This is a genomic window from Pseudomonas sp. NUPR-002, from assembly GCF_056322725.1.
Window position 1 is genome coordinate 2,303,779 of the sequence record NZ_CM150476.1, and the last position, 24,818, is coordinate 2,328,596.

Below are 24,818 nucleotides of genomic sequence, written 5' to 3' on the forward strand. Positions count from 1 at the left end.
CCGTGGCGTGGGCGCTTGTTTTTGTTGTGCGCCAATGTGCGAGGGTTCTGGGACCTTAGGGCAAACGCGCAAGAAATGTCCCTACCCGAGTAGGGGGGCGCGGCATACCAGCGGTGTGGGTAGAGTCTGAACAGACAATCCGCGCCGCCCGCCGGCGGTGCCCCTTTAAGATGAGGCGATGCCGTGACCCGTAGATTCACTGTTCTGAATGCGCCCGGCCGCCGCATGGATGGCGGTGTGCTGTTTGGTTCTACGCCGCAACAGGTGTGGTCGGACTGGATAAGGCCCGATCATCAGAACCAGGTCGAGCTGCCTTCGCGTGCCTTGTTGGTGCAACAAGAGGGACGCAATATTTTGCTGCTCGCCGGTGCCGACATACTGCTTGCGCCGCTGCCCACGACCTGTCGCTGCCAGCAGCACCGGCATGGTTTGCTTGAGGGGCTGGCCAGGCTGGGGCTGAGCGAGAACGACATTCATGTTGTGCTGCTCAGCCATTTGCATGCACTGCTGCCTGCGGATATGCAGGCGGCCGCTGCCGACGGAGAGCTGCCGCGGCTGCTGTTTCCGCGGGCGCGTTATCTGGTTGGCGCGCGCCACTGGCATCGGGCGAACAATCCGCATCCGCGTGACCGGCGGTTGTTCGTACCGCAGATACTCGGTCGTTTGCAGGGCAGTGAACGGCTGGACCTGGTTGAGGGTGGGTCTTGTGAGCAGTTGGGGGAGGGCTGGCGCCTGCACCTGAGCGATGGTCATACGCCTGGGCAGTTGTTGCCAGAGATCGATTCGCCTTCAGGCCCGTTGATTTTCGCTGGTGATTTGGTGCCGGGGACCCATTGGTTGCAGCTGGATGTGGCCAGTGCTCATGCACGCAATCCTGAGTGCCTGGTGGAGGAGAAGGAGCAGTTGCTCGATCATCTGATCGCCCGTCGCGGCAGGATGGTGCTGGCCCGTGATCCGCGGGTGGCGATGATTCGCGTGTGTCGGGATCGGCAGTCACGTTATCAGCCGTACGATGAGCATGCTTCGTTGCTTCGCCTTGAAGCTTAGCTATTGGCTTTGAGCCCTTTCGCGGCGCAAGGCCGCTCCCACATCTTCTGTAGGAGCGGCCTTGCGCCGCGACAAGCAGCCCAGTCCCATGCTGGGCATCACCCGCTTAGCGTTGCGACAGAGACGGGGTGGCGCTGACTTTTTCCATGCGCGTGGTGTCCATCAGCACCAGGCCGAAGGCCATGCCATACATCAGGCGACCTTGGCGGTCGACTTTCACTGGTGCGTACATACCATTGAACAGCGGGTCGCTGCCCGAGGCGATTTCCAGTGCGGTTTCGCCGGTGTCCAGATCCAGACCAATGTGGTAACCCTGACCCGGATGTTTGGCGTAGAAACCGTTGATGATCGCCATGCGGCTACCCCCGCTGATCATCGGTACCACCGAGATCGAGCTGACATCGCTGCGTGCCCATTCGGCCGCCCAAGCGTCCTTGTCGCTGTCCCACTTGAGCATGGCCACACCCTGGGGCATCGGCCGGGTTACGCCATTGAGCAGGGTCACGTAGTAGTTGGACTTGGCCAGGCTGGCCTTGGGCTGGGCCGGAATGTTGTTGACCACGAAGGCGTGTTGGCCATACACCGCCACCGATTGCTCGGACTGCACGGTGTCGATGCCTTTCCCGACTTCCACTGTTTTCTGGTCGGCGATGCGCGCCGACAGGGTACCGGGTTTCTGTTTCCAGCCTGCCGGAATGCCGTCACGCCAGAAGGCCACCAGGCGCATCTTTTTCGCCCCGTCAGTGATCACCACCAGTTTGTCTTCGTCGGCGCCGAAGCCCATCAGCGTCGGGGTCGAGCCGGTGCCATCGGCAATCTTCACGGCATCGAAGCGTACGCCACGATCATAGGCTGCTTTCCACGCACCGCTGTTTTCGTCTGCATGGATCTTGCCGTTGGCGTCCACCACCAGGCGGTACATGTTCTGGTTCGAGGCCACGTAAACGGCGCCGCCGTTAAGCTCGGGGCCGGTGGCAAAGCTGTTGAGGAACAGCTCGTCGCTCCCTTCAAGGCGGTAACTGTCGATCAGTTCCAGGGTGTTGCGGTCCAGGGTGGCGACGGCACCGCCCATGGTGTTGACCACCAGGAAACCGTTGGCGGTCATGCCCATGCCGAAGGTCACGTCTGCCGGGATACCCAACGCAGTCTTGACCTTGGCATCGTTGAACAGCTCAGCGGGCAACTTCACCTCATGGCTGAGCTTCATCTTCGAGAGCGGGTCTTTCGGATCGTTCTGGTCGATACGGAACACTTTGCGCCCGCTGGCACCAATGAAGGCATTGTCGCGGGTCAGCAATGAGTAGATCGCGCCGCCCAGAACCTGGTCGGTGGTCGCCGTCAACATGCGGTTGGGTTGGCTCTGCATGTACGTCAGCAGGCCCTGCTCGTCGCCAGCTTCAAGCAGCTTGCGGGTGTCTGCAGCCTGCTTCAGGCGCTGCTCAGGGCTGATCGGCTGGTAGTTGGGCAGGTTCATCGGCACATCGACACGGGCGATTTCGGTGAACTGGAAGTTGTCTTCAATTTTCAGCTTGCGCAGCGAGAAACCGGCCCAGTACCAGTAGACATCCGTACCGTTTACCTTGTCGTAGTACTGAATCAGGCTGGCCGACTCATTCGGCACAACCCGATAGGAGTCTGGGGTGACCTTGTACGAGCCACGGGCCACGCTGATGTCGGTGCTATCCGATGCAGCGTCGTTCCAGTGCGTCTGGTTGTTGTAAGACTGTGCCAGGTATGGATTGGCCGGCGCCTGTTGGCCTTCGGCGCTGGCCAGCAGGGGGAGGGCGAGGCAGGTCGCCAGGACGGTCAGGCGGGAGCAAGCAGCGTTCATCTTGATTGTTCTCTTGTTGTCGATGGAGGGCCCGGTACTTGGCGTACGAAGGGGCTTCTGCACATTGCCAAGGGGACCCTATAAATGTTCAAGCTGTAGGTCGCCACCCGTGGTGGGGGGCGCTTTAATCGGCCCCGCGCGCCGTTATCAATGCTAGAATCCGCCGCTTGCATTGAGGAGATAAGCGCGTGCGCAAAATCGCGGTGGTAATGGCTGTGCTGGCCCTGGCCGGTTGTGAAAATGAAGTCGAAGGCGTGCACAAGCAGATTGCCGAGCAACTGCCCAACCCGAAAACGGCCAAATTCGGCAACGTGCGAATCGACAAGCTGGGTGCGATCTGCGGCCAGGTCCGCAGCAAAGACGACAGCGGCACTTTCTTGCCTTACCGCAGCTACGTGGCCATCAAGCAGGCCGACGGCTACCAGATCACCCTCGCCGACAAGGGCAGCAACCTGCAGATTCGCGAACACTGCGGCGGTGCCGATCTGCAGCGCCGTGCCGATGCGCTGGCCGAGCAACCGGCCCCTGAAGGCTGGGACGTGGAAATAGTCCAGGGCCCGAATATGGGCGCACTGAGCGACATGACCGCACGCCTGATCGAAAAACAGATCCCGTCTTCGGTGGAGTACCGCGACGGCAAACCTGTGGTGCTGCTGGGCCCGTTCCCGAGCAAAGCCGATGCCGAAGCCCGCCAGGCCGACGTGATGGCGCGTCTGGGCACTGACTCCATCGTCATTCAGCACGGCGCTACCCGCTAGCCAGCGCCTTCGCTTGCCCCGTACACTCACGGCTCACCTCAAGGAGAGCCGTGATGAAGGATTCATCCCCCGCCATAACCTTGCAGCGCGCCACCGAACAGCACATTGACGGGCTGGTTGCGCTGTACAGCGACCCCAGTGTCTCCCGCCAGGCCTTGCAGTTGCCCTATCAAACCCAAGAGAACTGGCGTAAGCGCCTGGGCCCTGGGGTGGACTACGAGCGCTTGTTGTCGCTGGTCGCCCTGCATCAGGGGGAGGTGATCGGCAATTGCTCGCTGGAGCAGAATCCCCGGATACGCCGTAGCCATTGCGGCAGCATCGGCATGGGAGTGGCCGCAGCCTGGCAGGGGCAGGGGGTCGGCAGCCGCTTGTTGGCCGCGGTGCTTGAAGTGGCAGACAACTGGATGGGGCTGCAGCGTATCGAACTGACGGTGTTCACCGACAATCAACCGGCGCTGGCCCTGTACAAGCGCCAAGGCTTTGAAGTCGAAGGTCAATTGCTTGACTATGCTTTGCGTGACGGGGTGTTTGTCGATGTCTACAGCATGGCGCGCCTGAAGCGCCGGCAGCGATAACCAGGAGGGCCTTATGTCTACGCTGGAGCGGGCCATTGCGGTGGCGGCCAGGGCGCATGAAGGACAGCAGGACAAGGGCGGCAGCGCTTACATTCTGCATCCGTTGCGGGTCATGTTGCGGGTTTCAACGGTCGAACAGCGCATTGTTGCGGTGTTGCACGATGTGCTCGAAGACTCCGCCATCACCTTGTCGGATCTGGCGCGAGAAGGCTTTGCCCTGAAGATTCTCGCCGCCGTGCAGGCCTTGAGCCGCCGTGAAGAGGAAAGTTACGAGGCGTTTGTCATTCGCCTGGGGGATGACCCATTGGCGCGGGAGGTGAAACTGGCCGACCTTGCCGACAACAGCGATCTTTCGCGCATCGCCATGCCGGGCCCAGAAGACATGGCCCGACTGGCTCGTTACTAACAGGCCAGCGCCTATCTGCAGGCGCTGAGCCGTTGAGGTTGTTCAGGCAATGCGTTGCTTTGGCTTGCCGGGGCCAGTCAGCAACTTCGGTTACTTGCAGTTGCCTGCTTTACGATATCCCGCCGCTTGCGCTTCAACTTCCGATGCAAAAGTGACCTGGTTCTTCGCCGAAACTTGCGCGTAGCCAGGGCAACCAGAAGCTAAGTGATAGACGTGGCTTTTCTGGTTACCAATGATCAAACCGCTTGTGCCTGCACTTGCCAGGGTGGCTTGGCTTGCTGCTCGTGCAGGGCTGGCGGCAATGTTGCTGACAACGCCGTCACCCACTGGTTTGTAGCCTTGCGTCCAGTGCCGCTCGCCGGTTACGAACGGGTTGGAATGCCCCATGACTGCCGCGATGCGCCGATTGCGTTCTTTTTCCCAGGCGGAAACCGGATGCTGTTTGTCCCAGGCCATCAGTAGCTGTTGCTGCTGTCGAGACATGTTCAGTTTGTATCGGTCGAACATGTAGAACGTGGTTCTGGCGACCAACCCTTTGACCTCATCGCGCGGCTCGGCGGCGCGTTGATTGAAGTCGACCCGGGTGGTGCATTGGCCATACTGAGGCGCGACCCCAGAGGCCATGCCGTAGTTGAAATTGCTGCGGTCGCCATTCACTTCGCCCACCGAAGGGTAGAGGTTGAACAGGTTGGCTTCCATGGCGCGAAATACCGGGTCTTTGTCCACGCAGTTTTCGCGGCCGCCGCTTTTCCAGCATTGACGTTGGTTGCCGAGCGTCCAGGCAGGAACAATATGTTCCCACTCAGTGCGCTCGGCACGATTCTGTTGTTTACGGGTCTGGTAACCGCAGGATTCAGGGTCAATGCGGCCACCCGATTTCCCCACCCACGTCCACTTGCAGCCGCAGTACAACTCACCCAGCGCACTGTTGGCCTGGTCGAGGTAGATTTTTTGTTTAGCGACGACTTTGGCTTCGGAGAAAGTTGCCGGAGGGGTGGCGAAGGCAGCGGAAATAACAGAAAAGGCGAGTGTTAGCGCGCAAAGCAGTTTCTTCATAAAAGACGTTTCAAACTCAGGTGGCGGATGCTGCGCACGCTCTCCACCTCAGTGGGTGGAAAGCGAAGTTCGGGGTCGTTATCGATGAGCCGAATGTGCGGTGTGTAAGAAGGGGGGCTCAATCTTCCTTGGGTACAACCCAGAAGATCTGCACGCCGCCATCATCGCGATAGGCGAGGGTGACGTTGTCGTTTTCGGCGATTTCTTCCAGCAAAGTCGCCCAATCATCAGGAGACTCCTGCTCCAGGCGAAAAATCAGCGCGGCGCGGGCCTTTTGTGCGGTCGGTGAGTTGATGATTTTCTGGATGCGAATACCCAGTTGCTCGTAACTGCTGACAGGAGCGGAGGTGCTGGCCACGAAATGTTCCTTATTTTGCTGTATGCGCATACAGTATTTCACTGTAAGCAAAATCGCAACAGCTTGTCGGTGAAACAGCGCATGAGACCGCGAACTGTGCAGATTGCTGCAGCGTATTTAGCTTTTTTTAACGAGGACGCGGGGCTGCTAGTTTTATTTCCTACTGCGGAAGAGAGTGTTTTCGCCAGGCAGGGCTGAGCCTCTGCGGAATATCCGCTAAGGTTGCTCTGACGGTGAATGTTCGGAAATCCGAATGCCACCTACAGTGGGGGGTTCGGTTTTTGCTGCGTTTTGACGATAATTCAGACGCGCAACTTCCAGAGTGTTTCCGGTTGTTAATTTGACAAAGTCTGGTTGCCTTCGCATAGTTGGCTGATGCAAACGTTTGCGACCCGATAAAAATCATAAAATCCGGAGTAAACCCATGAAATTGCCATTCGCAGGACGCCTCCTGGCGATTGCTGTACTGTCTTCGCTCTCGCTTGCCATGCCCTTGTCCCAGGCCGTGGCTGAAGAAAAACCCAAAGTCGCGCTGGTGATGAAGTCCCTTGCCAACGAGTTCTTCCTGACCATGGAAGACGGCGCCAAGGCCTACCAGAAAGAACACGCCGGTGAATTCGATCTGGTGTCCAACGGCATCAAGGACGAAACCGACTCAGGCAATCAGATCCGTATCGTTGAGCAAATGATTGTCTCCGGCGTTAACGCGCTGGTTATTGCACCGGCCGATTCCAAGGCCTTGGTACCGGTGGTGAAAAAGGCCATGGATGCCGGTATCACCGTGGTCAACATCGACAACCGTCTGGACCCTGACGTGCTCAAAAGCAAGCACCTCAGCGTGCCCTTCGTAGGCCCTGACAACCGCAAAGGTGCACGCCTGGTGGGTGAGTACCTGGCCAAAAAACTCAAGGCCGGTGACGAGGTGGGGATTATCGAAGGCGTTTCGACCACCACCAACGCCCAACAACGCACCGCCGGTTTCAAGGATGCGATGGAGGCGGCGCAGGTCAAGATCGTTTCGCTGCAATCAGGCGACTGGGAAATTGCCAAGGGCAATGCCGTCGCAGCCTCGATGCTCAATGCCCATCCTGAAATCAAGGCACTGCTGGCCGGTAACGACAGCATGGCGCTGGGTGCCGTCTCGGCGGTGCGCGCGGCGGGCAAAACCGGCCAGGTCCAGGTGGTGGGTTACGACAACATCAATGCCATCAAGCCGATGCTTAATGACGGTCGCGTGCTCGCCACGGCCGACCAGTACGCGGCCAAACAGGCAGTGTTCGGTATCGAGGCGGCGTTGAAGATGCTCAAGGGCGAAAAACCTGAAGTGGATGCCGACAACGTTATCCAGACCCCGGTTGAGTTAGTGACCAAACAGTAGTCGCACGGTGTGCGCTAGCCTGCGGGCAGGCGCCAGGAGATCAGGCAATGTCAGCGACTGCGGATGTCGTACTTTCAGTCAGCGCGATCGGCAAGACCTACGCCCAGCCGGTGCTCGGCGACATCGACCTGAGCCTGTACTGCGGCGAAGTGCTGGCCCTGACCGGCGAGAACGGCGCGGGCAAAAGTACCCTGTCGAAAATTATCGGTGGCCTGGAGTCTCCCACCACCGGGCAGATGCACTATCAGGGGCAGGCATACCGGCCTGGCAGCCGCGCTGCGGCCGAGCGGCTGGGTGTGCGCATGGTCATGCAGGAGCTCAACCTGTTGCCGACCCTGACCGTGGCCGAGAACCTGTTTCTCGATAACCTGCCCAGTCGCGGCGGCTGGATCAACCGCAAGCGTCTTCGCCAGTTGGCCCAGGCGGCCATGGCCCAGGTTGGCCTGGAGGCGATCGACCCCGACACGCCGGTGGGCGAGCTGGGCATCGGTCATCAGCAGATGGTCGAGATTGCCCGCAACCTGATCGGCGATTGCCATGTGCTGATCTTCGATGAGCCTACCGCCATGCTCACCGCTCGCGAGGTTGAGCTGCTGTTTACCCAGATCGAACGCCTGCAGCAGCGCGGAGTGGCCATCGTCTACATTTCCCACCGCCTGGAAGAACTCAAGCGCATCGCCCAACGCATCGCAGTACTGCGCGACGGCAAGCTGGTGTGTGTCGAGCCTATGGCCCGTTACACCAGCGCGCAGCTGGTCAATCTGATGGTGGGGCGCGAACTGGCCGAGCATATCGACCTGGGGCAGCGTCAGATCGGCGCGCCGCTGCTCAAAGTCAACGGCCTGAGCCGTGGCGATAAAGTGCGTGACGTGTCGTTTACTGTGCGCAGTGGCGAAATCTTCGGTATTTCCGGCTTGATCGGCGCTGGTCGTACCGAGCTGCTGCGCTTGATCTACGGTGCCGACCGCGCTGACAGCGGCAGCATCGAACTGGGCAATCCGTTGCGCCCGGTACGGGTCGATTCGCCGGTGGCGGCGGTGCGCGAAGGTATCGCACTGATCACCGAAGACCGCAAGGGCGAGGGCTTGCTGTTGTCGCAATCGATCAGCGCCAACATCGCCCTGGGTAACCTTGCTGCCATTTCCCGTGCCGGGGTACTCAACAGTCAGGCTGAGCGTGAACTGGCCCAACGTCAGATCGGCGCCATGCGCATTCGTAGTTCCAGCGCCGAGCAGATCGTCGGCGAGCTGTCGGGTGGCAACCAGCAGAAAGTGGTGATCGGCCGCTGGCTGGAGCGCGACTGTGCGGTGCTGCTGTTTGATGAACCTACGCGGGGCATCGACGTCGGTGCCAAATTCGATATTTACGGCTTGCTCGCCGAACTGGCGCGCCAGGGCAAGGCGCTGGTGGTGGTCTCCAGTGACCTGCGCGAGTTGATGCTGATCTGTGACCGTATCGCTGTGCTCAGTGCCGGGCGCCTGATCGACACCTTTGAGCGTGAGCACTGGACACAGGACCAACTACTGGCCGCGGCCTTCGCCGGCTATCAGAAACGTGACGCGTTGCTGCATGAAGCGGCACCCAGGATGACGCCATGAAAACCCCACCACTGGACAGCACCGTCCCTAACGCCAAACGCAGTGGCAGCTACTACGGGCTGGGTACCTACCTGGGCCTGGCCGGTGCCTTGCTGGCGATGATTGTGCTGTTCTCGCTGCTGAGCAGCCATTTCCTGTCGTACGCCACCTTCAGCACCCTGGCCAATCAGATTCCCGACCTGATGGTCCTGGCAGTGGGGATGACCTTCGTGCTGATCATCGGTGGCATCGACCTCTCGGTAGGTTCGGTGCTGGCCCTGGCGGCGTCGGCGGTCAGCGTGGCGATCCTCGGCTGGGGCTGGAGCGTGCTGCCCGCCGCCTTGCTGGGCATGGGTGTAGCGGCGCTGGCCGGGAGCATTACGGGCTCGATTACCGTGGCCTGGCGGATTCCGTCGTTCATCGTCTCGCTGGGCGTGCTGGAAATGGCCCGTGGCCTGGCCTACCAACTGACCGACTCGCGTACCGCCTATATCGGCGATGCCTTTGCCTGGCTCTCCAACCCCTTGGCCTTTGGAGTGTCGCCCTCGTTTCTCATTGCCTTGCTGGTGATCATCGTCGCGCAACTGGTGCTGACCCGCACAGTCTTCGGCCGCTACCTGATCGGTATCGGTACCAACGAAGAAGCGGTGCGCCTGGCCGGTATCGATCCGCGTCCGTACAAGATCATGGTGTTTTCACTGATGGGGCTGTTGGCCGGCCTGGCCGCACTGTTCCAGATTTCCCGCCTGGAGGCCGCCGACCCTAACGCCGGTTCGGGCCTGGAGTTGCAGGTCATCGCTGCAGTGGTGATTGGCGGTACCAGCCTGATGGGCGGGCGTGGCTCGGTCATCAGCACCTTCTTCGGCGTCCTGATTATTTCGGTGCTGGCCGCAGGCCTCGCCCAGATCGGCGCGTCAGAACCGACCAAACGCATTATTACCGGGGCGGTCATCGTTATCGCCGTGGTCCTCGACACCTACCGTAGCCGACGTGCAAGTCGGCGGAACTGAACCATGGCAACCATCAAAGACGTCGCAGCACTGGCGGGCATTTCTTACACCACCGTCTCCCATGTGCTCAACAAAACCCGGCCAGTCAGCGAACAAGTACGCTTGAAAGTCGAGGCCGCCATCGCTGAGCTCGACTACGTTCCTAGCGCCGTGGCCCGCTCACTCAAGGCACGTAGTACCGCAACCATCGGCCTGTTGGTACCCAATAGCGTCAACCCGTATTTCGCCGAGCTGGCTCGCGGCATCGAAGATGCCTGTGAGCGCAACGGCTATTGCGTGATTCTGTGCAACTCGGATGACAACCCGCAAAAGCAGCGTAGTTACCTGCGTGTGTTGCTGGAAAAACGCATCGATGGCTTGATCGTCGCCTCGGTTGGTGAAGACAGCGACCTGCAGGGCAGCCTGGCCAGCGTGCGCACGCCGATGGTCATCGTGGACCGTGCCCTGGAAGGTGTGGAAGCTGATCTGGTGAGCATCGATCATGAGCAGGGTGCCTACCTGGCGACCCGTCATTTGTTGGAGCTGGGGCATCGGGACATCGCCTGTATCGGCGGCCCGGCCAGCACCAGTACCGCGCAACTGCGTCTGGCCGGTTTTCAGCGCGCCCTGGCCGAAGCCGGTATCAGCGTGCCTGACCACCATATCGTCAACAGTGACTTCACCAGCCTCGGTGGCTACGGCGCCGCTGCACAGCTGCTGGATGGCGAGCGGCCGACGGCGATCTTTGCTGGCAACGACATGATCGGCATCGGCGTGCTGCGCGCTGCCGCCGAGCGCAATATTTGCGTTCCTGGCGAGTTGTCGGTGATCGGTTTCGACGACATCCAGCTCAGCCGCTACGTGTTCCCGGCACTGACCACCGTCGGCCAATCCATTCGCGAACTGGGTGAGAGCGCTGCAGCGCTGCTGCTGTCGCGCATCGCCCAGCCACTGCGAGGCGCGCCGGAGCAGCGTATCGTTGCACCGAAGATCGTGCTGCGCGAATCCACTGCACCACGCCCGGACCTGTTCAATGATTACCGCTGAGGGTCAAGCAGCCATGCGAGCCAACGTCGTGGTGGTGGGTAGCCTCAACATGGATTTGGTGGCGCGCGCCCAGCGGCTGCCGCGGGCTGGCGAGACTCTGGCAGGCGAATCGTTCGCCACCGTACCGGGCGGTAAAGGCGCCAACCAAGCGGTGGCGGCGGCGCGTCTGGGTGCCACAGTGGCGATGATCGGCAACGTCGGCGATGACGCCTATGGGCAGCAGTTGCGTCAGGCCTTGCTCGACGAACAGATCGACTGTCAGGGCGTCGCTGTTTGCCCTGGCGAATCCAGCGGTTTGGCGTTGATCGTAGTGGATGCCAGTAGCCAAAATTCGATCGTCATCATCCCCGGCGGTAACGGTCAGTTGCGCCCTGAGTCAGTGCAGGCGTTCGATGCCTTGCTGCAAGGCGCCGAGGTGATCATCTGCCAGTTGGAGGTGCCTGCGCCGACGGTGGCCTATACCTTGGAGCGAGGTCGTGCGCTGGGTAAAACGGTGATCCTCAACCCCGCACCGTGCACAGGCCCATTGCCATTGAGCTGGTGCAGCGCTATCGATTACCTGATCCCCAATGAAAGCGAAGCGCAGGCGCTGACTGGGCTCCCCGTAATCGACTTGACCAGCGCCGAGGTTGCTGCCAGCCACTTGCGCGGCCTCGGGGTTAAAAACGTGATTATCACGCTCGGTGCGCAAGGTGCCTTATACGCCGATGCCCAAGGTTTTCGGCACTTTCCGGCACCTCAAGTGCAACCGCTGGACACCACTGCAGCAGGCGATACCTTTGTCGGTGGCTTTGCCGCTGCTTTGGCGCGTGGAGAAGAGCAGGGCGCAGCGGTTGCCTTTGGCCAGCGCGCGGCGGCACTGTCGGTTACCCGCGCTGGCGCCCAGCCATCCATTCCTTACCTGGCCGAGTTGCAGCCATGAAAAAGACGCCGTTGCTCAATATCGCGCTGTCACGGGTGATCGCCTCACTAGGGCATGGTGACATTCTGGTGATTGGTGATGCCGGCCTACCGGTGCCGGTCGGCGTCGAACTGATCGACCTGGCGCTGACCGCGGGAGTGCCGGACTTTGCCAGCGTACTGCGAACAGTGTTGAGCGAGATGCAGGTGGAAAGTCATGTGCTGGCCGATGAAATATTCAAAGCCAACCCTCGGGGTTTGACTGTTATCGAGCAGTATCACGCGCATGGCCAGCTCGGAGTTCGCAACCTGCTCAGCCATGCCGAATTCAAACAGCTCAGTCGCGGCGCCCGCGCGGTGGTGCGCACGGGTGAGTGCCAGCCCTACAGCAACATCGTCTTGATCGCTGGTGTTACGTTCTAGACGCTTGATCACCTGGGGCGCTGCTGTGGGTGTCAGGGAGCCGCTCAGCTAAACGTTTGCCTAAAGGAATAAGGAGTGCAGCTGATGGCTGTGTTGTTGGCAGGTGCCGCCCAGGTGGCGCCGCTCGATCTGATCATCGACACCGACCCCGGTGCTGACGACGTAGTGGCCTTGTTGCTGGCCATGGCTTCGGCTGAGGAGCTGAACATACGCGCCATCACCACGGTGGCCGGCAATGTAAGGTTGGACAAGACCTCGCGTAATGCGCGGCTGGCCAGGGAGTGGGGCGGGCGTGAGGAGATCCCGGTGTACGCAGGGGCCGCCAGGCCGTTACTGCGCTCGCCCGTTTATGCCGAAAACGTTCACGGTGGCGAAGGCTTGCCAGGGGTTGCAGTGCACGAGCCCGCACAGGGCCTGGCCGAAGGCAGTGCTGTGCAGTACCTGGTGGATACGTTAAGCACCGCTGAGTCACACAGCATCACCCTGGCCATACTTGGCCCGCAGACCAACCTCGCCCTCGCCTTGATTCGGGCGCCGGCTATCCTTCGTGGTATCAAAGAAGTGGTGGTGATGGGCGGCGCCCATGTCAACGCTGGCAATATCACCCCGGTGGCCGAGTTCAACCTGTATGCCGATGCGGAAGCCGCTGAGGTGGTGCTCAGTAGCGGCGTCAAACTGACCTACCTGCCGCTGGACGTTACCCATAAGGTACTGACCAGCGACGCCCGCCTCGCGCAACTGGCGGCCGTGAACAACCAGGCCAGCAGGCGGGTGGTCGATATCCTCAATGCCTACATCAAGGCTGACATGCAGCGCTATGGCATGCCGGGTGGCCCGGTGCACGACGCCAGTGTGATCGCCTACCTGATCAAGCCGTCGCTGTTCAGCGGGCGCCGGGTTGAATTGCAGGTGGACCGCCGTGCAGGCATGACCTACGGCCAGACGTTGGTTAACGAGTACACGTCAACTGAACAGCCTGGCAATGTTGTCTGGATCGAAGAGGCCGACGCCCAGGGCGTGTTTGACTTGCTCAGTACGCGGCTTGCGTGTCTGAAGTAGTGTGTGCGTAGCGTTCAAACACCTGCTCGACGAAACTGCGCGCCGCTTCGTTGCCCAGGTCTTTGACCAGCAGATCGACGGCAATCAGCATCAACTCTTCAGCGCTGGCGGGGCTGTAGGCACTCTGACCTTCGGGCCATTTGACCTTGATATCGGCATCAATGATGTGGCTTGTCATGAGCTGTACCGGAATAAAACTACGCGCATTGTGGATTCAAACGCCGGCCTTGGCATTTGAAGGGGAGGCTTGATTGCACTCTGCCCAAGTCTGCAGTAAATCATGCCGATGCCTGGTGAGGCACTGCTACTTAGGCATAAGCGCAAGGCTCATGGCAAACTAACGGTTTCCAGCAAGGTGGAACAGTGCGGTGCAGATCGATTTGAACAACCCTGAACAGTTCACCCTGGACGCTGTGCGCCGCTTGCTCGGCACTGGCAATAACGGGGTGCACAATCAACTGCGGGTCAGTCGTGGTGGTATCGCCTGGCTGTCGCAGGTGGTGGGGAGTCGCGAGTTGGACGGCCTGGCCTTTCGTCTGGAAACCTGGGCGGCGGGTTCCGGTTGTGTCGGCGCCCAAGCGGCGGCGGACGAGCGCTGGGTGCAGCAAGTATTCAGTGCATTGCAGGCCAACTGGCCGAGCCCGTCGAGTGATTACATCGATCTTTACTGAGTGTCGAGCAAGCCGGTGCAAAATCCGGTGACGATTGCACTTTTACCTGAGTGCGCTGGCTCAGGCAGACTTGACCGGTTTTGCAACAAATTATCAGCGAGGCTGTCAGATAGGCAGCAGCATTCCCGAATTCAAAGGAGGATCCATGTTCCGTGCATCATTGATGAGCCTGTTGGCGGTGGCCGTACTGGCTGGCTGCAGCAACACCGGTGGTTCGTCGTCGGCGCCAGCGTCTGTGGCTGACAACGATGGCCGCTGCCAGGCAAGCGGCGCTGAGTTCGCCATTGGCAAGCAAGCCACTCCGGCGTTGGTCGAGCAAGCGCGCAAGGCCAGCGGTTCGCAAATCGCGCATGCCTTGGGGCCACGTGATGCGATGACCATGGACTACCGTTCCGAGCGTCTGAACCTGCACACCGATGCTCAAGGTGTTGTCATCCGCGTCAACTGCGGCTGACCGATGTAGGAGCGGGCTTGCCCCGCGATAGCGATCTGTCTGTTACATCGCTTCGCGGGGCAAGCCCGCTCCTACAGGCACAAAAAAACCCGCCACATGGGCGGGTTTTTTTATTCGGTCAGAGATTACTCTGGACGAACTTGTGCAGCCTGCATGCCCTTCTGGCCTTTTTCGGCAACGAAGGAAACGGTCTGGCCTTCCTTCAGGCTTTTGAAACCGTCGGTTTCGATAGCCTTGAAGTGAACGAACAGGTCGTCACCGCCACCTTGTGGAGTGATGAAGCCGAAGCCTTTTTCATCGTTGAACCATTTTACGGTGCCGGTTTGGCGATTAGACATGGGTGTATCTCCAGAAACATGATTTTCAGTAGTGCGGTGTTGCCGAGGCCAACAGGGTGCACGCCGACCATCATAGTCTAATTATGGGCTTGTAGCCCCTTTTACCTTCGCAGATTGCTGATCTGGAGCAAATTAGCGATGGATAACGGGCGCAAAGCCTTAGTTTTTCGGCTTGCAAGCCGCTGCAATTTTTTCTTGAGCACGCTTCATTGTGTTGGCATCAACACCATCGGTGCTGTCCAGATCCTTGATTTCAGCATCGCTGAACTCTTTTTCCAGCACTCTGCCGGCACAGCTGCAGTGCTGTTCGGCCACGGCCTTGGTCATGGTTTTTTGCTGTGCTTGCGCTTGACTGACGCAGGTGGCCTGGTAATCGGCGGGTAGCGTGCCAGCATTGGCGCTCAGCGGCAGCAGCAGGGCAGAAGCGGCCGCCAGGGCCAGAAGAGACTGAAGTCGCATAACCAAACACTCCTTGGGGTTTAGTCTCACAAGAGTAGGATGCTTCACAAAGTCAGAGCGGAAAATTTCCCTCCAAGTTCCCCGCAATCGCCGCAAAGCTTTGTGCTAGCATGCTTGGCTTGAGTTCGCCGCAGACGCTGCTTGCAGCTTTCTGCTTAAAACTCACAACTTTTTACTATTCCAGTCACTCTGGTTCGTTCCCTGGCAGGCTTTCGCGCTTCTGCCACTGTGAGGCAGGCTTTGCATGTGCAAAGACAGGGGCGGATCGCGTACTGGCTCATCCCAACCCACGTGACCTTTGGTAGGGGTCACCACTAGGAGAGGAGGCGCCATGCCCGTTATTACTCTTCCCGATGGCAGTCAACGTTCGTTCGACGACGCCGTAACCGTTGCTCAGGTAGCCGCATCCATTGGTGCCGGTCTGGCCAAAGCCACCGTCGCTGGTAAAGTCGACGGCAAGCTGGTCGACGCCTGCGACCTGATCGAACACGATGCCCGTCTGCAAATCATCACCCCCAAGGACGAAGAGGGGCTGGAGATCATCCGTCACTCGTGCGCCCACCTGGTCGGCCATGCCGTCAAGCAGCTGTACCCGACGGCGAAAATGGTCATCGGCCCGGTCATCGACGAAGGCTTCTATTACGACATCGCCTACGAGCGTCCTTTCACGCCTGACGACATGGCGGCGATCGAGCAGCGCATGCAGCAGTTGATCGAAACCGAATACGATGTCATCAAAAAGGTCACCCCGCGTGCCGAAGTGATCGAAGTGTTCAAGGCCCGTGGCGAAGACTACAAGCTGCGCCTGGTCGAAGACATGCCGGATGAACAGGCCATGGGCCTGTACTACCACGAAGAATACGTCGACATGTGCCGCGGTCCGCACGTGCCGAACACCCGTTTCCTCAAATCGTTCAAGCTGACCAAGCTGTCCGGCGCCTACTGGCGCGGTGATGCCAAGAACGAGCAGTTGCAGCGCGTCTACGGCACCGCTTGGGCCGACAAGAAGCAGCTGGCTGCCTACATTCAGCGCATCGAAGAAGCGGAAAAACGCGATCACCGTAAAATCGGCAAGCGCCTGGGCCTGTTCCACCTCCAGGAAGAAGCGCCGGGCATGGTGTTCTGGCACCCCAATGGCTGGACCCTGTACCAGGTGCTTGAGCAATACATGCGCAAGGTGCAGCGTGACAACGGTTACCTGGAGATCAAGACTCCGCAGGTTGTTGACCGTTCGCTGTGGGAAAAGTCTGGCCACTGGGCCAACTACGCCGACAACATGTTCACCACTCAGTCGGAAAACCGCGACTACGCCATCAAGCCAATGAACTGCCCATGCCACGTGCAGGTGTTCAATCAGGGCCTGAAGAGCTACCGCGAGCTGCCGCTGCGTCTGGCCGAGTTCGGTGCCTGCCACCGTAACGAGCCATCGGGTGCCTTGCACGGCATCATGCGCGTACGTGGCTTCACGCAAGACGACGCGCACATCTTCTGTACTGAAGAGCAGATGCAGTCCGAGTCCGCTGCGTTCATCAAACTGACCATGGATGTCTACGCCGACTTCGGCTTCAAAGACATCGAAATGAAGCTGTCGACCCGCCCTGAAAAGCGCGTGGGCTCTGATGAGCTGTGGGATCGCGCTGAGGCTGCCTTGGCTTCCGCTCTCGATAGCGCCGGCCTGCCTTACGACCTGCAGCCGGGTGAAGGTGCATTCTACGGTCCGAAGATCGAGTTCTCGCTCAAGGACTGCCTGGGCCGCGTTTGGCAGTGTGGTACCCTGCAGCTGGACTTCAACCTGCCGATTCGTCTCGGTGCGGAGTTCGTCTCCGAAGACAACGGCCGCAAGCATCCAGTCATGCTGCACCGCGCCATCCTCGGTTCGTTCGAACGTTTCGTCGGAATTCTGATCGAGCACTACGAAGGTGCATTCCCGGCCTGGCTGGCGCCAATGCAGGCGGTGGTCATGAATATCACCGACAAACAGGCTGAATTTGCTCAGCAAGTCGAAAAAACTCTGGCCGAAAGCGGTTTCCGTGCCAAGTCTGACTTGAGAAATGAGAAAATTGGCTTTAAGATCCGCGAGCATACCTTGCTCAAGGTTCCTTATCTCCTGGTTATCGGGGATCGGGAAGTCGAAACGCAAACTGTCGCTGTGCGTACCCGTGAAGGTGCTGACCTGGGCTCCATGCCCGTCGCCCAGTTCGCGGAATTGCTCGCGCAAGCGGTTTCCCGGCGTGGTCGCCAAGATTCGGAGTAATTACTATTAAGCGTGATATGAGAAACGATAAACGAGCTGTACCGAAAGCCCCGATCAACGAGAATATCTCGGCACGCGAGGTTCGGTTAATTGGCGCTGACGGTGAGCAGTTGGGCATCGTCTCGATCGAAGAAGCGCTTCGTATCGCTGAAGAAGCGAAGCTGGATCTGGTAGAAATTTCTGCTGACGCCGTACCTCCTGTCTGCAAAGTACTCGACTACGGCAAAAGCCTGTTCGAGAAGAAAAAGCAGCAGGCTGCGGCGAAGAAGAACCAGAAAGTAATCCAGATTAAAGAAATCAAGTTTCGTCCAGGGACGGAGGAAGGGGATTACCAGGTAAAACTACGCAACCTGGTACGTTTCCTTACTGATGGGGACAAGACCAAAATCTCTCTGAGATTCCGTGGTCGCGAGATGGCCCACCAGGAGCTGGGCATGGAACTGTTGAAGCGGATCGAAGCTGATCTTGCCGAATACGGTACCGTTGAACAGCATCCAAAGATGGAAGGACGCCAGCTTTTGATGGTCATCGCCCCCAAGAAAAAGAAATAACCACCAGGGCACGGCAGGCCTTGCGGTTATGTTTATCAATTGAATGCGGAGTATCCGAACATGCCAAAAATGAAAACCAAAAGCGGTGCAGCCAAGCGTTTCTTGAAAACTGCTAACGGCATCAAGCACAAGCACGCTTTTAAGAGCCACATCCTGACCAAAATGTCGACCAAGCGTAAGCGTCAACTTCGTGGTAGCAGCTTGCTGAACCCGTCGGACGTTGCAAAAGTCGAGCGCATGCTGCGCCTTCGTTAATTTTTGGTTAAAGATAGAGGAAGTTACTCATGGCTCGTGTAAAGCGTGGCGTCATCGCTCGTAAGCGTCACAAGAAAATTCTGAAACTGGCTAAAGGCTACTACGGCGCACGCTCGCGCGTATTCCGTGTTGCCAAGCAAGCGGTCATCAAGGCAGGCCAATACGCCTACCGCGACCGTCGTCAGAAAAAACGTCAGTTCCGCGCTCTGTGGATCGCTCGTATCAACGCTGGTGCGCGTATCAACGGTCTGTCCTACAGCCGTCTGATCGCTGGCCTGAAAAAAGCGTCGATCGAAATCGACCGTAAGGTTCTGGCTGATCTGGCAGTGAACGAAAAAGCGGCGTTTGCTGCGATTGTCGAGAAAGCTAAAGCCTCGCTGGCTTAAGTACCCCGACAATCATCCGGCGTCATTTCCGGCGCCGGGTGTTAACGTCTTAATAGGGGAAGAGCCTGCGCTCTTCCCCTATTTTGTATCTGGAGTCTGTACATGGAAAACCTGGACGCGCTGGTCTCCCAAGCCCTGGAGGCCGTGGAACGCGCTGAAGACATCAATGCCCTGGAACAGATCCGGGTTCAATTCCTTGGCAAGAAAGGCGAACTGACCCAGGTGATGAAGACCCTGGGCAACCTGCCTGCCGAAGAGCGGCCAAAAGTTGGCGCGCTGATCAACGACGCCAAGGAACGCGTCACCGAGGTGCTCAACGCGCGCAAAGCGGCTTTTGAAGAAGCCGAGCTCAGCGCCCGTCTGGCTGCCGAGTGCATTGATGTGACCCTGCCGGGCCGTGGCCAGACCTCCGGTGGTCTGCATCCGATCACCCGCACCCTGGAGCGCATCGAGCAGTTCTTCACCCATATCGGCTACGGCATTGCCGAAGGCCCAGAGGTCGAAGACGACTACCACAACTTCGAAGCCCTCAACATTCCCGGCCACCACCCGGCCCGGGCAATGCATGACACCTTCTACTTCAATGCCAACATGCTGCTGCGTACCCACACCTCGCCGGTGCAGGTACGGACCATGGAGTCCAGCCAGCCGCCGATCCGCATTGTTTGCCCGGGCCGCGTGTATCGCTGCGACTCGGACTTGACCCACTCGCCGATGTTCCACCAGGTCGAAGGCCTGCTGATCGATCGCGACATTAATTTCGCCGACCTCAAAGGCACCATCGAAGAATTCCTGCGGGTGTTCTTCGAAAAGGAACTGGCGGTACGTTTCCGTCCGTCCTTCTTCCCCTTCACCGAGCCATCGGCTGAAGTCGACATCCAGTGCGTGATGTGCAGCGGCAAAGGCTGCCGCGTGTGCAAGCAAACGGGCTGGCTGGAAGTCATGGGTTGCGGCATGGTTCACCCGAACGTGCTGCGCATGTCTGGTATCGACCCTGAAGAGTTCCAGGGCTTTGCCTTCGGCATGGGCGCCGAGCGCCTGGCCATGCTGCGTTACGGCGTCAACGATTTGCGCCTGTTCTTCGACAACGACTTGCGGTTCCTTGCGCAATTTCGCTAGGTCGCGCACCCGTAACGAATCTTTCAGGAGAGCAGGATGAAATTCAGTGAAAAATGGCTGCGCGGTTGGGTCAACCCGCAGGTATCCCGAGATGAGCTGGTTGCTCGTCTTTCCATGGCCGGCCTTGAAGTCGACAGCGTCACCCCAGCTGCCGGTCAGTTCAGTGGCATCGTCGTGGGCGAAGTGCTGAGCACCGAACAACACCCAGACGCCGACAAGCTGCGTGTGTGCCAGGTCAGCAACGGCAGCGAGACCTTCCAGGTAGTGTGCGGCGCACCTAACGTGCGCCCTGGCCTGAAGATCCCGTTCGCGATGATCGGCGCCGAACTGCCGGGCGACTTCAAAATCAAGAAGGCCAAGCTGCGTGGCGTTGAATCCAACGGCATGCTGTGCTCGGCTGCCGAGCTGCAAATCAGCGAAGAAAACGATGGTCTGCTGGAACTGGCCGCCGATGCGCCAGTGGGCGAAGACATTCGCGTGTATCTGGATCTGGACGACGCCAGCATCGAGGTCGACCTGACCCCGAACCGTGGTGACTGCCTGTCGCTGGCTGGCCTGGCGCGCGAAGTGGGTGCCCTGTACGCAGAACCCGTGACTCGCCCTCAGGTGCCTGCCATCGCTGCCGTACACGATGAAGTGCGCCCGGTTGAAGTACTGGCGCCGGCGGCTTGCCCACGTTACTTGGGTCGTGTTATCCGCAACGTCGACCTGTCGCGCCCAACCCCGCTGTGGATGGTTGAGCGCCTGCGCCGTGCTGACGTGCGCAGCATCGACGCTGCCGTCGACATCACCAACTACGTGATGCTCGAGCTGGGTCAGCCGCTGCACGCTTTTGACCTCGCGGAAATCAACGGCGGCATCCGCGTGCGCATGGCCGAGGAGGGCGAGAAGCTCGTTCTGCTCGACGGTCAGGAAGTGGCGCTGCGCAGCGACACCCTGGTCATCGCCGACCACACTCGTGCCCTGGCGATTGCCGGCGTCATGGGTGGTGAGCACAGTGGTGTGTCGACCAAGACCCGCGACATCTTCCTCGAAAGCGCCTTCTTCGAGCCGATTTCCGTGGCTGGCAAGGCCCGTTCCTACGGCCTGCACACCGATGCCTCGCACCGCTATGAGCGTGGCGTAGACTCGCAGCTGGCCCGCGAAGCCATGGAGCGCGCCACTGGCCTGCTGCTGGACATCGTCGGCGGCGAAGCTGGCCCGGTGATTGAAACCGTCAGCGAGCAGCACCTGCCTAAGGTCGCGCCGGTCACCCTGCGTTCCGAGCGTATCAACCAGATGCTCGGCATGGACATGGACACCGCCGAAGTCGAGCGCCTGCTCAACGCCCTGGGTCTGAAAACCAGCGGTGAAGCCGGACAATGGCAGGTCGAAGTACCAAGCCATCGCTTCGACATCAGCCTGGAAGTCGACCTGATCGAAGAGCTGGCCCGTCTGTACGGCTATAACCGCTTGCCTGTGCGTTACCCGCAAGCACGCCTGGCCCCACAGGCCAAGGCCGAAGCGCGCGGCGAACTGCCAGCACTGCGTCGTCTGCTGGTTGCCCGCGGTTACCAGGAAGCGATCACCTACAGCTTCATCGACCCGAAACTGTTCGAACTGTTCAGCCCGGGCGTCGAGCCGCTGTTGCTGGCCAACCCGATCTCCAGCGACATGGCCGCGATGCGCGCCTCGCTGTGGCCGGGCTTGGTCAAGTCGCTGCAGCACAACCTCAACCGTCAGCAAGACCGCGTACGCCTGTTCGAAAGCGGCCTGCGTTTTGTTGGTCAGCTTGAAGGCCTCAAGCAGCAGCCGATGCTCGCGGGTGTAGTGTGTGGCAGCCGTCTGCCGGAAGGCTGGGCCAATGGCCGCGACACCATCGACTTCTTCGATGTCAAAGCCGACGTCGAAGCGCTGTTGGGCTTCTCCGGCTCCCTGGCCGAATTCAGCTTCGTCCCAGGTCAACACCCGGCGCTGCATCCGGGCCAAACCGCGCGCATCGAGCGTGACGGCCGTGAAGTCGGCTTCCTGGGTGCCATCCATCCAGAGCTGGCCAAGACCCTCGGCCTTGATCGTCCGGTATTCGTCTTCGAGCTGGTACTGGGTGAAGTGGCTGAAGGCCGCCTGCCGAAATTCAGCGAACTGTCGAAATTCCCGGAAGTGCGTCGTGACCTGGCTTTGGTCGCAGGACGTGATGTTGCTTCGAGTTCGGTGCTTGAAGTAATTCGTGACAATGCAGGCGAATGGCTTACAGACCTCAGGCTGTTTGATGTTTATCAGGGTAAAGGTATTGATCCTGATAGAAAAAGCCTTGCCGTAGGCTTGACCTGGCAGCATCCGTCGCGCACTCTTAATGACGAAGAGGTGAATACTGCAACGCAAAATATCCTCACCTCGCTTGAACAAAGGTTGAACACCACGTTAAGGAAATAGCGTATGGGTGCTCTGACGAAAGCTGAGATGGCCGAACGGCTGTACGAGGAGCTGGGCCTGAACAAGCGTGAAGCCAAGGAATTGGTTGAGCTGTTCTTTGAGGAAATCAGGCACGCTCTCGAAGACAACGAGCAGGTCAAATTGTCCGGATTCGGCAATTTTGACTTGCGAGACAAACGCCAGCGGCCGGGCCGCAACCCCAAAACCGGGGAAGAGATCCCGATCACGGCGCGTCGAGTCGTCACCTTTCGTCCAGGGCAAAAGTTGAAAGCCCGAGTTGAGGCCTATGCTGGAACCAAGTCATAACGACGAGCTTCCGCCGATTCCAGGCAAACGCTACTTCACCATCGGTGAAGTGAGTGAGCTTTGCGCGGTAAAACCGCACGTGCTTCGCTACTGGGAGCAGGAATTTCCGCAACTCAACCCGGTGAAGCGCCGCGGTAACCGGCGGTACTATCAGCGCCAGGACGTGCTGATGATCCGCCAGATCCGCGCGCTGCTATACGACCAAGGCTTCACCATCGGCGGGGCGCGATTGCGCCTCTCTGGCGATGAAGCCAAGGACGACACTACCCAGTACAAACAACTGATCCGGCAGATGATTGTCGAGTTGGAAGACGTGCTGGTGGTGCTGAAGAAGTAACCCATATCGGGCCGGGAATTCTGGAAAAAATGCTTCCATAATTCAAAAGGTTAGGGTACATTCTTCAACGTTCTCAGTAACTAGGAGAACATGCTTCAAGCCCAGTCGGGGCGTAGCGCAGCCCGGTAGCGCACTTGCATGGGGTGCAAGGGGTCGAGTGTTCGAATCACTCCGTCCCGACCATTATTTACTGAGTAAAATCAGGCACTTAAGCCGGTTATCTAAACCGGCTTTTTTGTGAGTGCGCAAAACTTGCGCAAAACTATCCGGCGAAATCGCCAATATCCAGGTCGGCTTCGACCTCGGACCACACCACATCCTCGTGCCCTTTTTGGTAGTTTCTGGTCATCCCCTCCGTGGTATGTCCGGTAATCTTCTGCCCGTCTTTGCCTGCTCGTTTGTACAGTGCAGGGAGAGGGCGCGCACTTCATGAAACCCCAGCATCCCTCGCATCAACGCCCATGACAGCCAGAAAAGTCCGGCACAGCAGGCCGAGGAATACGCACGCCAGCGCCAGGAGCGGCTGCTGGAGATCCAGCAGGTTCGCACTCTACAAGCGCATCTCTGAGATGACGCAGATCGGCGATCTCGCAAGTATGAATCATGGGGAACCAGTGAGCACAACGCTGGACTGCTTGCCAATCACGGCAAGGGCTATTCCTGCTGGATGTACGGAAATCCGCGCCGATCTGGCGAACTAACTATGCAAGAAAAGCGGGCGAACTTACTCCATATCGAATGGCAATCCAGAACCCGGCCATTGAGCCGGGCTTTTGCTTTGTGAATTGACAATCATCCTTCAACTGCAGGTTGCTTGTGGATTTTTTTGCACGTGGAAGAGTTGTAGATTTCCACCATGAGTTCGTGAGCCTCTTGGCTGTCGAGCTTATCAAGTCCCAACTTCTCTCTTCCTTCTAGAGCTATTTTTTTGATCTCTTCAGCATTCGGTAAAAAACCGGTGCTACGAGTAAATTCCTGCGCATAACTGGTAATTTCGTAGAGCGCCTGGCTTTGCGAGAGCCTTTGCGCAGATAGGTTGCACTTAATGATTTCCAGGTAGTCGTCTTCGTTATTGGAGCAGCCCGAGATTACTGCTGCCATAACCCCTAACATGAATGGCTTTTTCAATCTGCGTCCTTGATTCGAATTGCTGCTTGAGATACGAATGATCTCAGAGTGCTATCGGGCTTGTGAAGGTCTTGCCGTGGTGAACTGACCTCCTCGGCGTGCTCCGGTGCACATGGAAGATGCGATTCTCGGAAGGAGGGAAAGACTGCGTACCTATTCAGGATCTAGGCATTGATCGGGGCTTTTCTGTTTTCGGCTCTGGACTGCCTCGGAAAGGTAGACATCCCCGGCCTTTGATTTGAGCATAGGAGGAAGTCTATGAGTACCCAGCGATACACACCGGAATTCAGGCGGAAGCCGTCATGCAGGTGGTTGAACGCGGCTATTCAGTCGCGGAAATTGCCGCACGCCTCGGCGTCTCGACTCACAGCCTCTACAAATGGGTGAGCGCCGTCACCCCTGATAAATCAGAAAAGCAGGCAAGTGAATTGCTCGAGGCCAAGAGTGAATTCCCGCGATTATGGGCCCAAATGCGCCGCCTTGAAGAAGATCGGGATATCTAAAAAAAGCCGCGCAGTACTTTGCCAGCGAGCCCGAGTGAAGTGCCACTTCATGAACGAGCATCATCATCAGTATGCAATTATCACGATCTGCAGGGTATTGCGGATCGCTCGTGCCGGGTTCTACAAATGGCTGCACAAGCCCGTTTCTGAGCACGATCAGGAAAACGACCGCTTGCTGAAACTGATCCGCGATTCCTATGCGGCTAGCCGAGGGGTTTACGGTGCTCTGTGCGTCTATGCC

The 24,818-nt window shown here is 58.9% G+C and carries 28 protein-coding genes, 1 tRNA gene and 1 pseudogene; 23 read left to right on the top strand and 7 right to left on the bottom strand.

Going from position 1 to position 24,818, the window contains the following annotated elements; translation table 11 throughout:
* Positions 1-183: 183 nt before the first annotated feature.
* Entirely contained in the window at positions 184-1,047 is an 864-nt protein-coding gene (locus ACVWSC_RS10540; RefSeq protein ID WP_442113577.1) for an MBL fold metallo-hydrolase, read from the top strand.
* Positions 1,048-1,153: 106 nt separating this feature from the next.
* On the opposite strand, the gene ACVWSC_RS10545 is transcribed toward ACVWSC_RS10540, so the two are convergent.
* The gene (locus tag ACVWSC_RS10545; protein WP_442113578.1) at positions 1,154-2,878 is read right to left on the bottom strand and encodes a hypothetical protein; all 1,725 of its coding nucleotides are present in this window, start codon (positions 2,876-2,878) and stop codon (positions 1,154-1,156) included.
* A gap of 188 nt (positions 2,879-3,066) precedes the next feature.
* On the opposite strand from ACVWSC_RS10545, the gene ACVWSC_RS10550 reads away from it, so the two are divergent.
* From ACVWSC_RS10550 to ACVWSC_RS10560, 3 genes are read left to right on the top strand one after another with little or no spacing between them, the layout of a single operon-like run.
* On the top strand, positions 3,067-3,636 hold the full coding sequence (locus ACVWSC_RS10550) for an SPOR domain-containing protein (protein ID WP_442113579.1): 570 nt from the start codon (positions 3,067-3,069) through the stop codon (positions 3,634-3,636).
* Positions 3,637-3,689: 53 nt separating this feature from the next.
* On the top strand, positions 3,690-4,211 hold the full coding sequence (locus tag ACVWSC_RS10555) for a GNAT family N-acetyltransferase (protein WP_442113580.1): 522 nt from the start codon (positions 3,690-3,692) through the stop codon (positions 4,209-4,211).
* Between the two features lie 13 nt (positions 4,212-4,224).
* Positions 4,225-4,617 carry an HD domain-containing protein gene (locus tag ACVWSC_RS10560; protein ID WP_442113581.1) on the top strand — a complete coding sequence of 131 codons (393 nt, stop codon included), beginning with the start codon at positions 4,225-4,227 and terminating at the stop codon, positions 4,615-4,617.
* A gap of 90 nt (positions 4,618-4,707) precedes the next feature.
* Here the strand turns inward: ACVWSC_RS10560 and ACVWSC_RS10565 are convergent, their stop codons facing one another.
* A complete protein-coding gene (locus tag ACVWSC_RS10565) occupies positions 4,708-5,673 on the bottom strand; it encodes an endonuclease (protein ID WP_442113582.1) in 966 nt (321 codons plus the stop codon).
* Between the two features lie 118 nt (positions 5,674-5,791).
* Entirely contained in the window at positions 5,792-6,061 is a 270-nt protein-coding gene (locus ACVWSC_RS10570; protein WP_442113583.1) for a DUF1654 domain-containing protein, read from the bottom strand.
* A 394-nt stretch (positions 6,062-6,455) separates the two neighbouring features.
* Between ACVWSC_RS10570 and ACVWSC_RS10575 the strand changes: the two genes are divergently transcribed.
* From ACVWSC_RS10575 to ACVWSC_RS10605, 7 genes are all read left to right on the top strand, one after another.
* The gene (locus ACVWSC_RS10575; protein ID WP_442113584.1) at positions 6,456-7,409 is read left to right on the top strand and encodes a sugar ABC transporter substrate-binding protein; all 954 of its coding nucleotides are present in this window, start codon (positions 6,456-6,458) and stop codon (positions 7,407-7,409) included.
* A 47-nt stretch (positions 7,410-7,456) separates the two neighbouring features.
* Positions 7,457-9,007, top strand: coding sequence for a sugar ABC transporter ATP-binding protein (locus tag ACVWSC_RS10580; protein WP_442113585.1), 1,551 nt, complete (start codon positions 7,457-7,459; stop codon positions 9,005-9,007).
* Positions 9,004-9,996 (top strand): ABC transporter permease, encoded by a 993-nt coding sequence (locus ACVWSC_RS10585; protein ID WP_442113586.1) that lies wholly within the window; start codon positions 9,004-9,006, stop codon positions 9,994-9,996. Before ACVWSC_RS10580 ends, ACVWSC_RS10585 begins: the two co-directional genes overlap by 4 nt.
* 3 nt (positions 9,997-9,999) lie before the next feature.
* Positions 10,000-11,022 carry a LacI family DNA-binding transcriptional regulator gene (locus tag ACVWSC_RS10590; RefSeq protein WP_442113587.1) on the top strand — a complete coding sequence of 341 codons (1,023 nt, stop codon included), beginning with the start codon at positions 10,000-10,002 and terminating at the stop codon, positions 11,020-11,022.
* A 13-nt stretch (positions 11,023-11,035) separates the two neighbouring features.
* Positions 11,036-11,944 (top strand): ribokinase, encoded by a 909-nt coding sequence (gene rbsK, locus ACVWSC_RS10595; protein WP_442113588.1) that lies wholly within the window; start codon positions 11,036-11,038, stop codon positions 11,942-11,944.
* A complete protein-coding gene (gene rbsD, locus ACVWSC_RS10600; protein ID WP_442113589.1) occupies positions 11,941-12,345 on the top strand; it encodes a D-ribose pyranase in 405 nt (134 codons plus the stop codon). The genes rbsK and rbsD overlap by 4 nt, the downstream gene beginning before the upstream one ends.
* 84 nt (positions 12,346-12,429) lie before the next feature.
* Complete coding sequence (locus tag ACVWSC_RS10605; RefSeq protein ID WP_442113590.1) at positions 12,430-13,404, top strand: nucleoside hydrolase; 975 nt, start codon at positions 12,430-12,432, stop codon at positions 13,402-13,404.
* Here ACVWSC_RS10605 and ACVWSC_RS10610 read toward each other — a convergent pair.
* Entirely contained in the window at positions 13,376-13,582 is a 207-nt protein-coding gene (locus ACVWSC_RS10610; protein WP_442113591.1) for a hypothetical protein, read from the bottom strand. The two genes, ACVWSC_RS10605 and ACVWSC_RS10610, sit on opposite strands and share 29 nt — an antisense overlap.
* Positions 13,583-13,772: 190 nt before the next feature.
* On the opposite strand from ACVWSC_RS10610, the gene ACVWSC_RS10615 reads away from it, so the two are divergent.
* Together ACVWSC_RS10615 and ACVWSC_RS10620 are read left to right on the top strand one after the other, a co-directional pair.
* Entirely contained in the window at positions 13,773-14,075 is a 303-nt protein-coding gene (locus ACVWSC_RS10615; RefSeq protein WP_442113592.1) for a hypothetical protein, read from the top strand.
* Between the two features lie 145 nt (positions 14,076-14,220).
* Positions 14,221-14,529, top strand: coding sequence for an I78 family peptidase inhibitor (locus ACVWSC_RS10620; RefSeq protein WP_442113593.1), 309 nt, complete (start codon positions 14,221-14,223; stop codon positions 14,527-14,529).
* Positions 14,530-14,654: 125 nt separating this feature from the next.
* On the opposite strand, the gene ACVWSC_RS10625 is transcribed toward ACVWSC_RS10620, so the two are convergent.
* Entirely contained in the window at positions 14,655-14,867 is a 213-nt protein-coding gene (locus tag ACVWSC_RS10625) for a cold-shock protein (protein WP_007956027.1), read from the bottom strand.
* 159 nt (positions 14,868-15,026) lie between these two features.
* Positions 15,027-15,326, bottom strand: a complete 300-nt coding sequence (locus ACVWSC_RS10630) for a hypothetical protein (protein ID WP_442113594.1) — start codon at positions 15,324-15,326, stop codon at positions 15,027-15,029.
* Between the two features lie 331 nt (positions 15,327-15,657).
* Here ACVWSC_RS10630 and thrS point away from each other — a divergent pair, with 331 nt between their 5' ends.
* The 9 genes from thrS (at position 15,658) to ACVWSC_RS10675 (ending at position 23,129) form a co-directional block, all read left to right on the top strand.
* Complete coding sequence (gene thrS / locus ACVWSC_RS10635) at positions 15,658-17,580, top strand: threonine--tRNA ligase (RefSeq protein WP_442113595.1); 1,923 nt, start codon at positions 15,658-15,660, stop codon at positions 17,578-17,580.
* Positions 17,580-18,131: a translation initiation factor IF-3 gene (infC, locus tag ACVWSC_RS10640; RefSeq protein WP_197875203.1), complete on the top strand. Its 552-nt coding sequence runs from the start codon at positions 17,580-17,582 to the stop codon at positions 18,129-18,131. The genes thrS and infC overlap by 1 nt, the downstream gene beginning before the upstream one ends.
* Before the next feature lie 60 nt (positions 18,132-18,191).
* Positions 18,192-18,386 carry a 50S ribosomal protein L35 gene (gene rpmI / locus ACVWSC_RS10645; RefSeq protein ID WP_045194535.1) on the top strand — a complete coding sequence of 65 codons (195 nt, stop codon included), beginning with the start codon at positions 18,192-18,194 and terminating at the stop codon, positions 18,384-18,386.
* Between the two features lie 29 nt (positions 18,387-18,415).
* Positions 18,416-18,772, top strand: coding sequence for a 50S ribosomal protein L20 (rplT, locus tag ACVWSC_RS10650; RefSeq protein WP_010222414.1), 357 nt, complete (start codon positions 18,416-18,418; stop codon positions 18,770-18,772).
* A gap of 102 nt (positions 18,773-18,874) precedes the next feature.
* Positions 18,875-19,891, top strand: a complete 1,017-nt coding sequence (pheS, locus tag ACVWSC_RS10655) for a phenylalanine--tRNA ligase subunit alpha (protein WP_133216125.1) — start codon at positions 18,875-18,877, stop codon at positions 19,889-19,891.
* Positions 19,892-19,927: 36 nt separating this feature from the next.
* Positions 19,928-22,303 (top strand): phenylalanine--tRNA ligase subunit beta, encoded by a 2,376-nt coding sequence (gene pheT / locus ACVWSC_RS10660; RefSeq protein ID WP_442113596.1) that lies wholly within the window; start codon positions 19,928-19,930, stop codon positions 22,301-22,303.
* 3 nt (positions 22,304-22,306) lie between these two features.
* On the top strand, positions 22,307-22,609 hold the full coding sequence (ihfA, locus tag ACVWSC_RS10665) for an integration host factor subunit alpha (protein ID WP_002553164.1): 303 nt from the start codon (positions 22,307-22,309) through the stop codon (positions 22,607-22,609).
* Positions 22,590-22,946: a MerR family transcriptional regulator gene (locus tag ACVWSC_RS10670; RefSeq protein ID WP_010222411.1), complete on the top strand. Its 357-nt coding sequence runs from the start codon at positions 22,590-22,592 to the stop codon at positions 22,944-22,946. The genes ihfA and ACVWSC_RS10670 overlap by 20 nt, the downstream gene beginning before the upstream one ends.
* 106 nt (positions 22,947-23,052) lie before the next feature.
* Positions 23,053-23,129: transfer RNA gene (locus ACVWSC_RS10675), tRNA-Pro, on the top strand.
* A 609-nt stretch (positions 23,130-23,738) separates the two neighbouring features.
* Here ACVWSC_RS10675 and ACVWSC_RS10680 read toward each other — a convergent pair.
* Positions 23,739-24,074, bottom strand: coding sequence for a hypothetical protein (locus ACVWSC_RS10680; protein ID WP_442113597.1), 336 nt, complete (start codon positions 24,072-24,074; stop codon positions 23,739-23,741).
* Between the two features lie 258 nt (positions 24,075-24,332).
* On the opposite strand from ACVWSC_RS10680, the pseudogene ACVWSC_RS10685 reads away from it, so the two are divergent.
* Positions 24,333-24,800 (top strand): annotated as a pseudogene (locus ACVWSC_RS10685) (transposase); the annotation flags it as partial.
* Between the last annotated feature and the right edge of the window lie 18 nt (positions 24,801-24,818).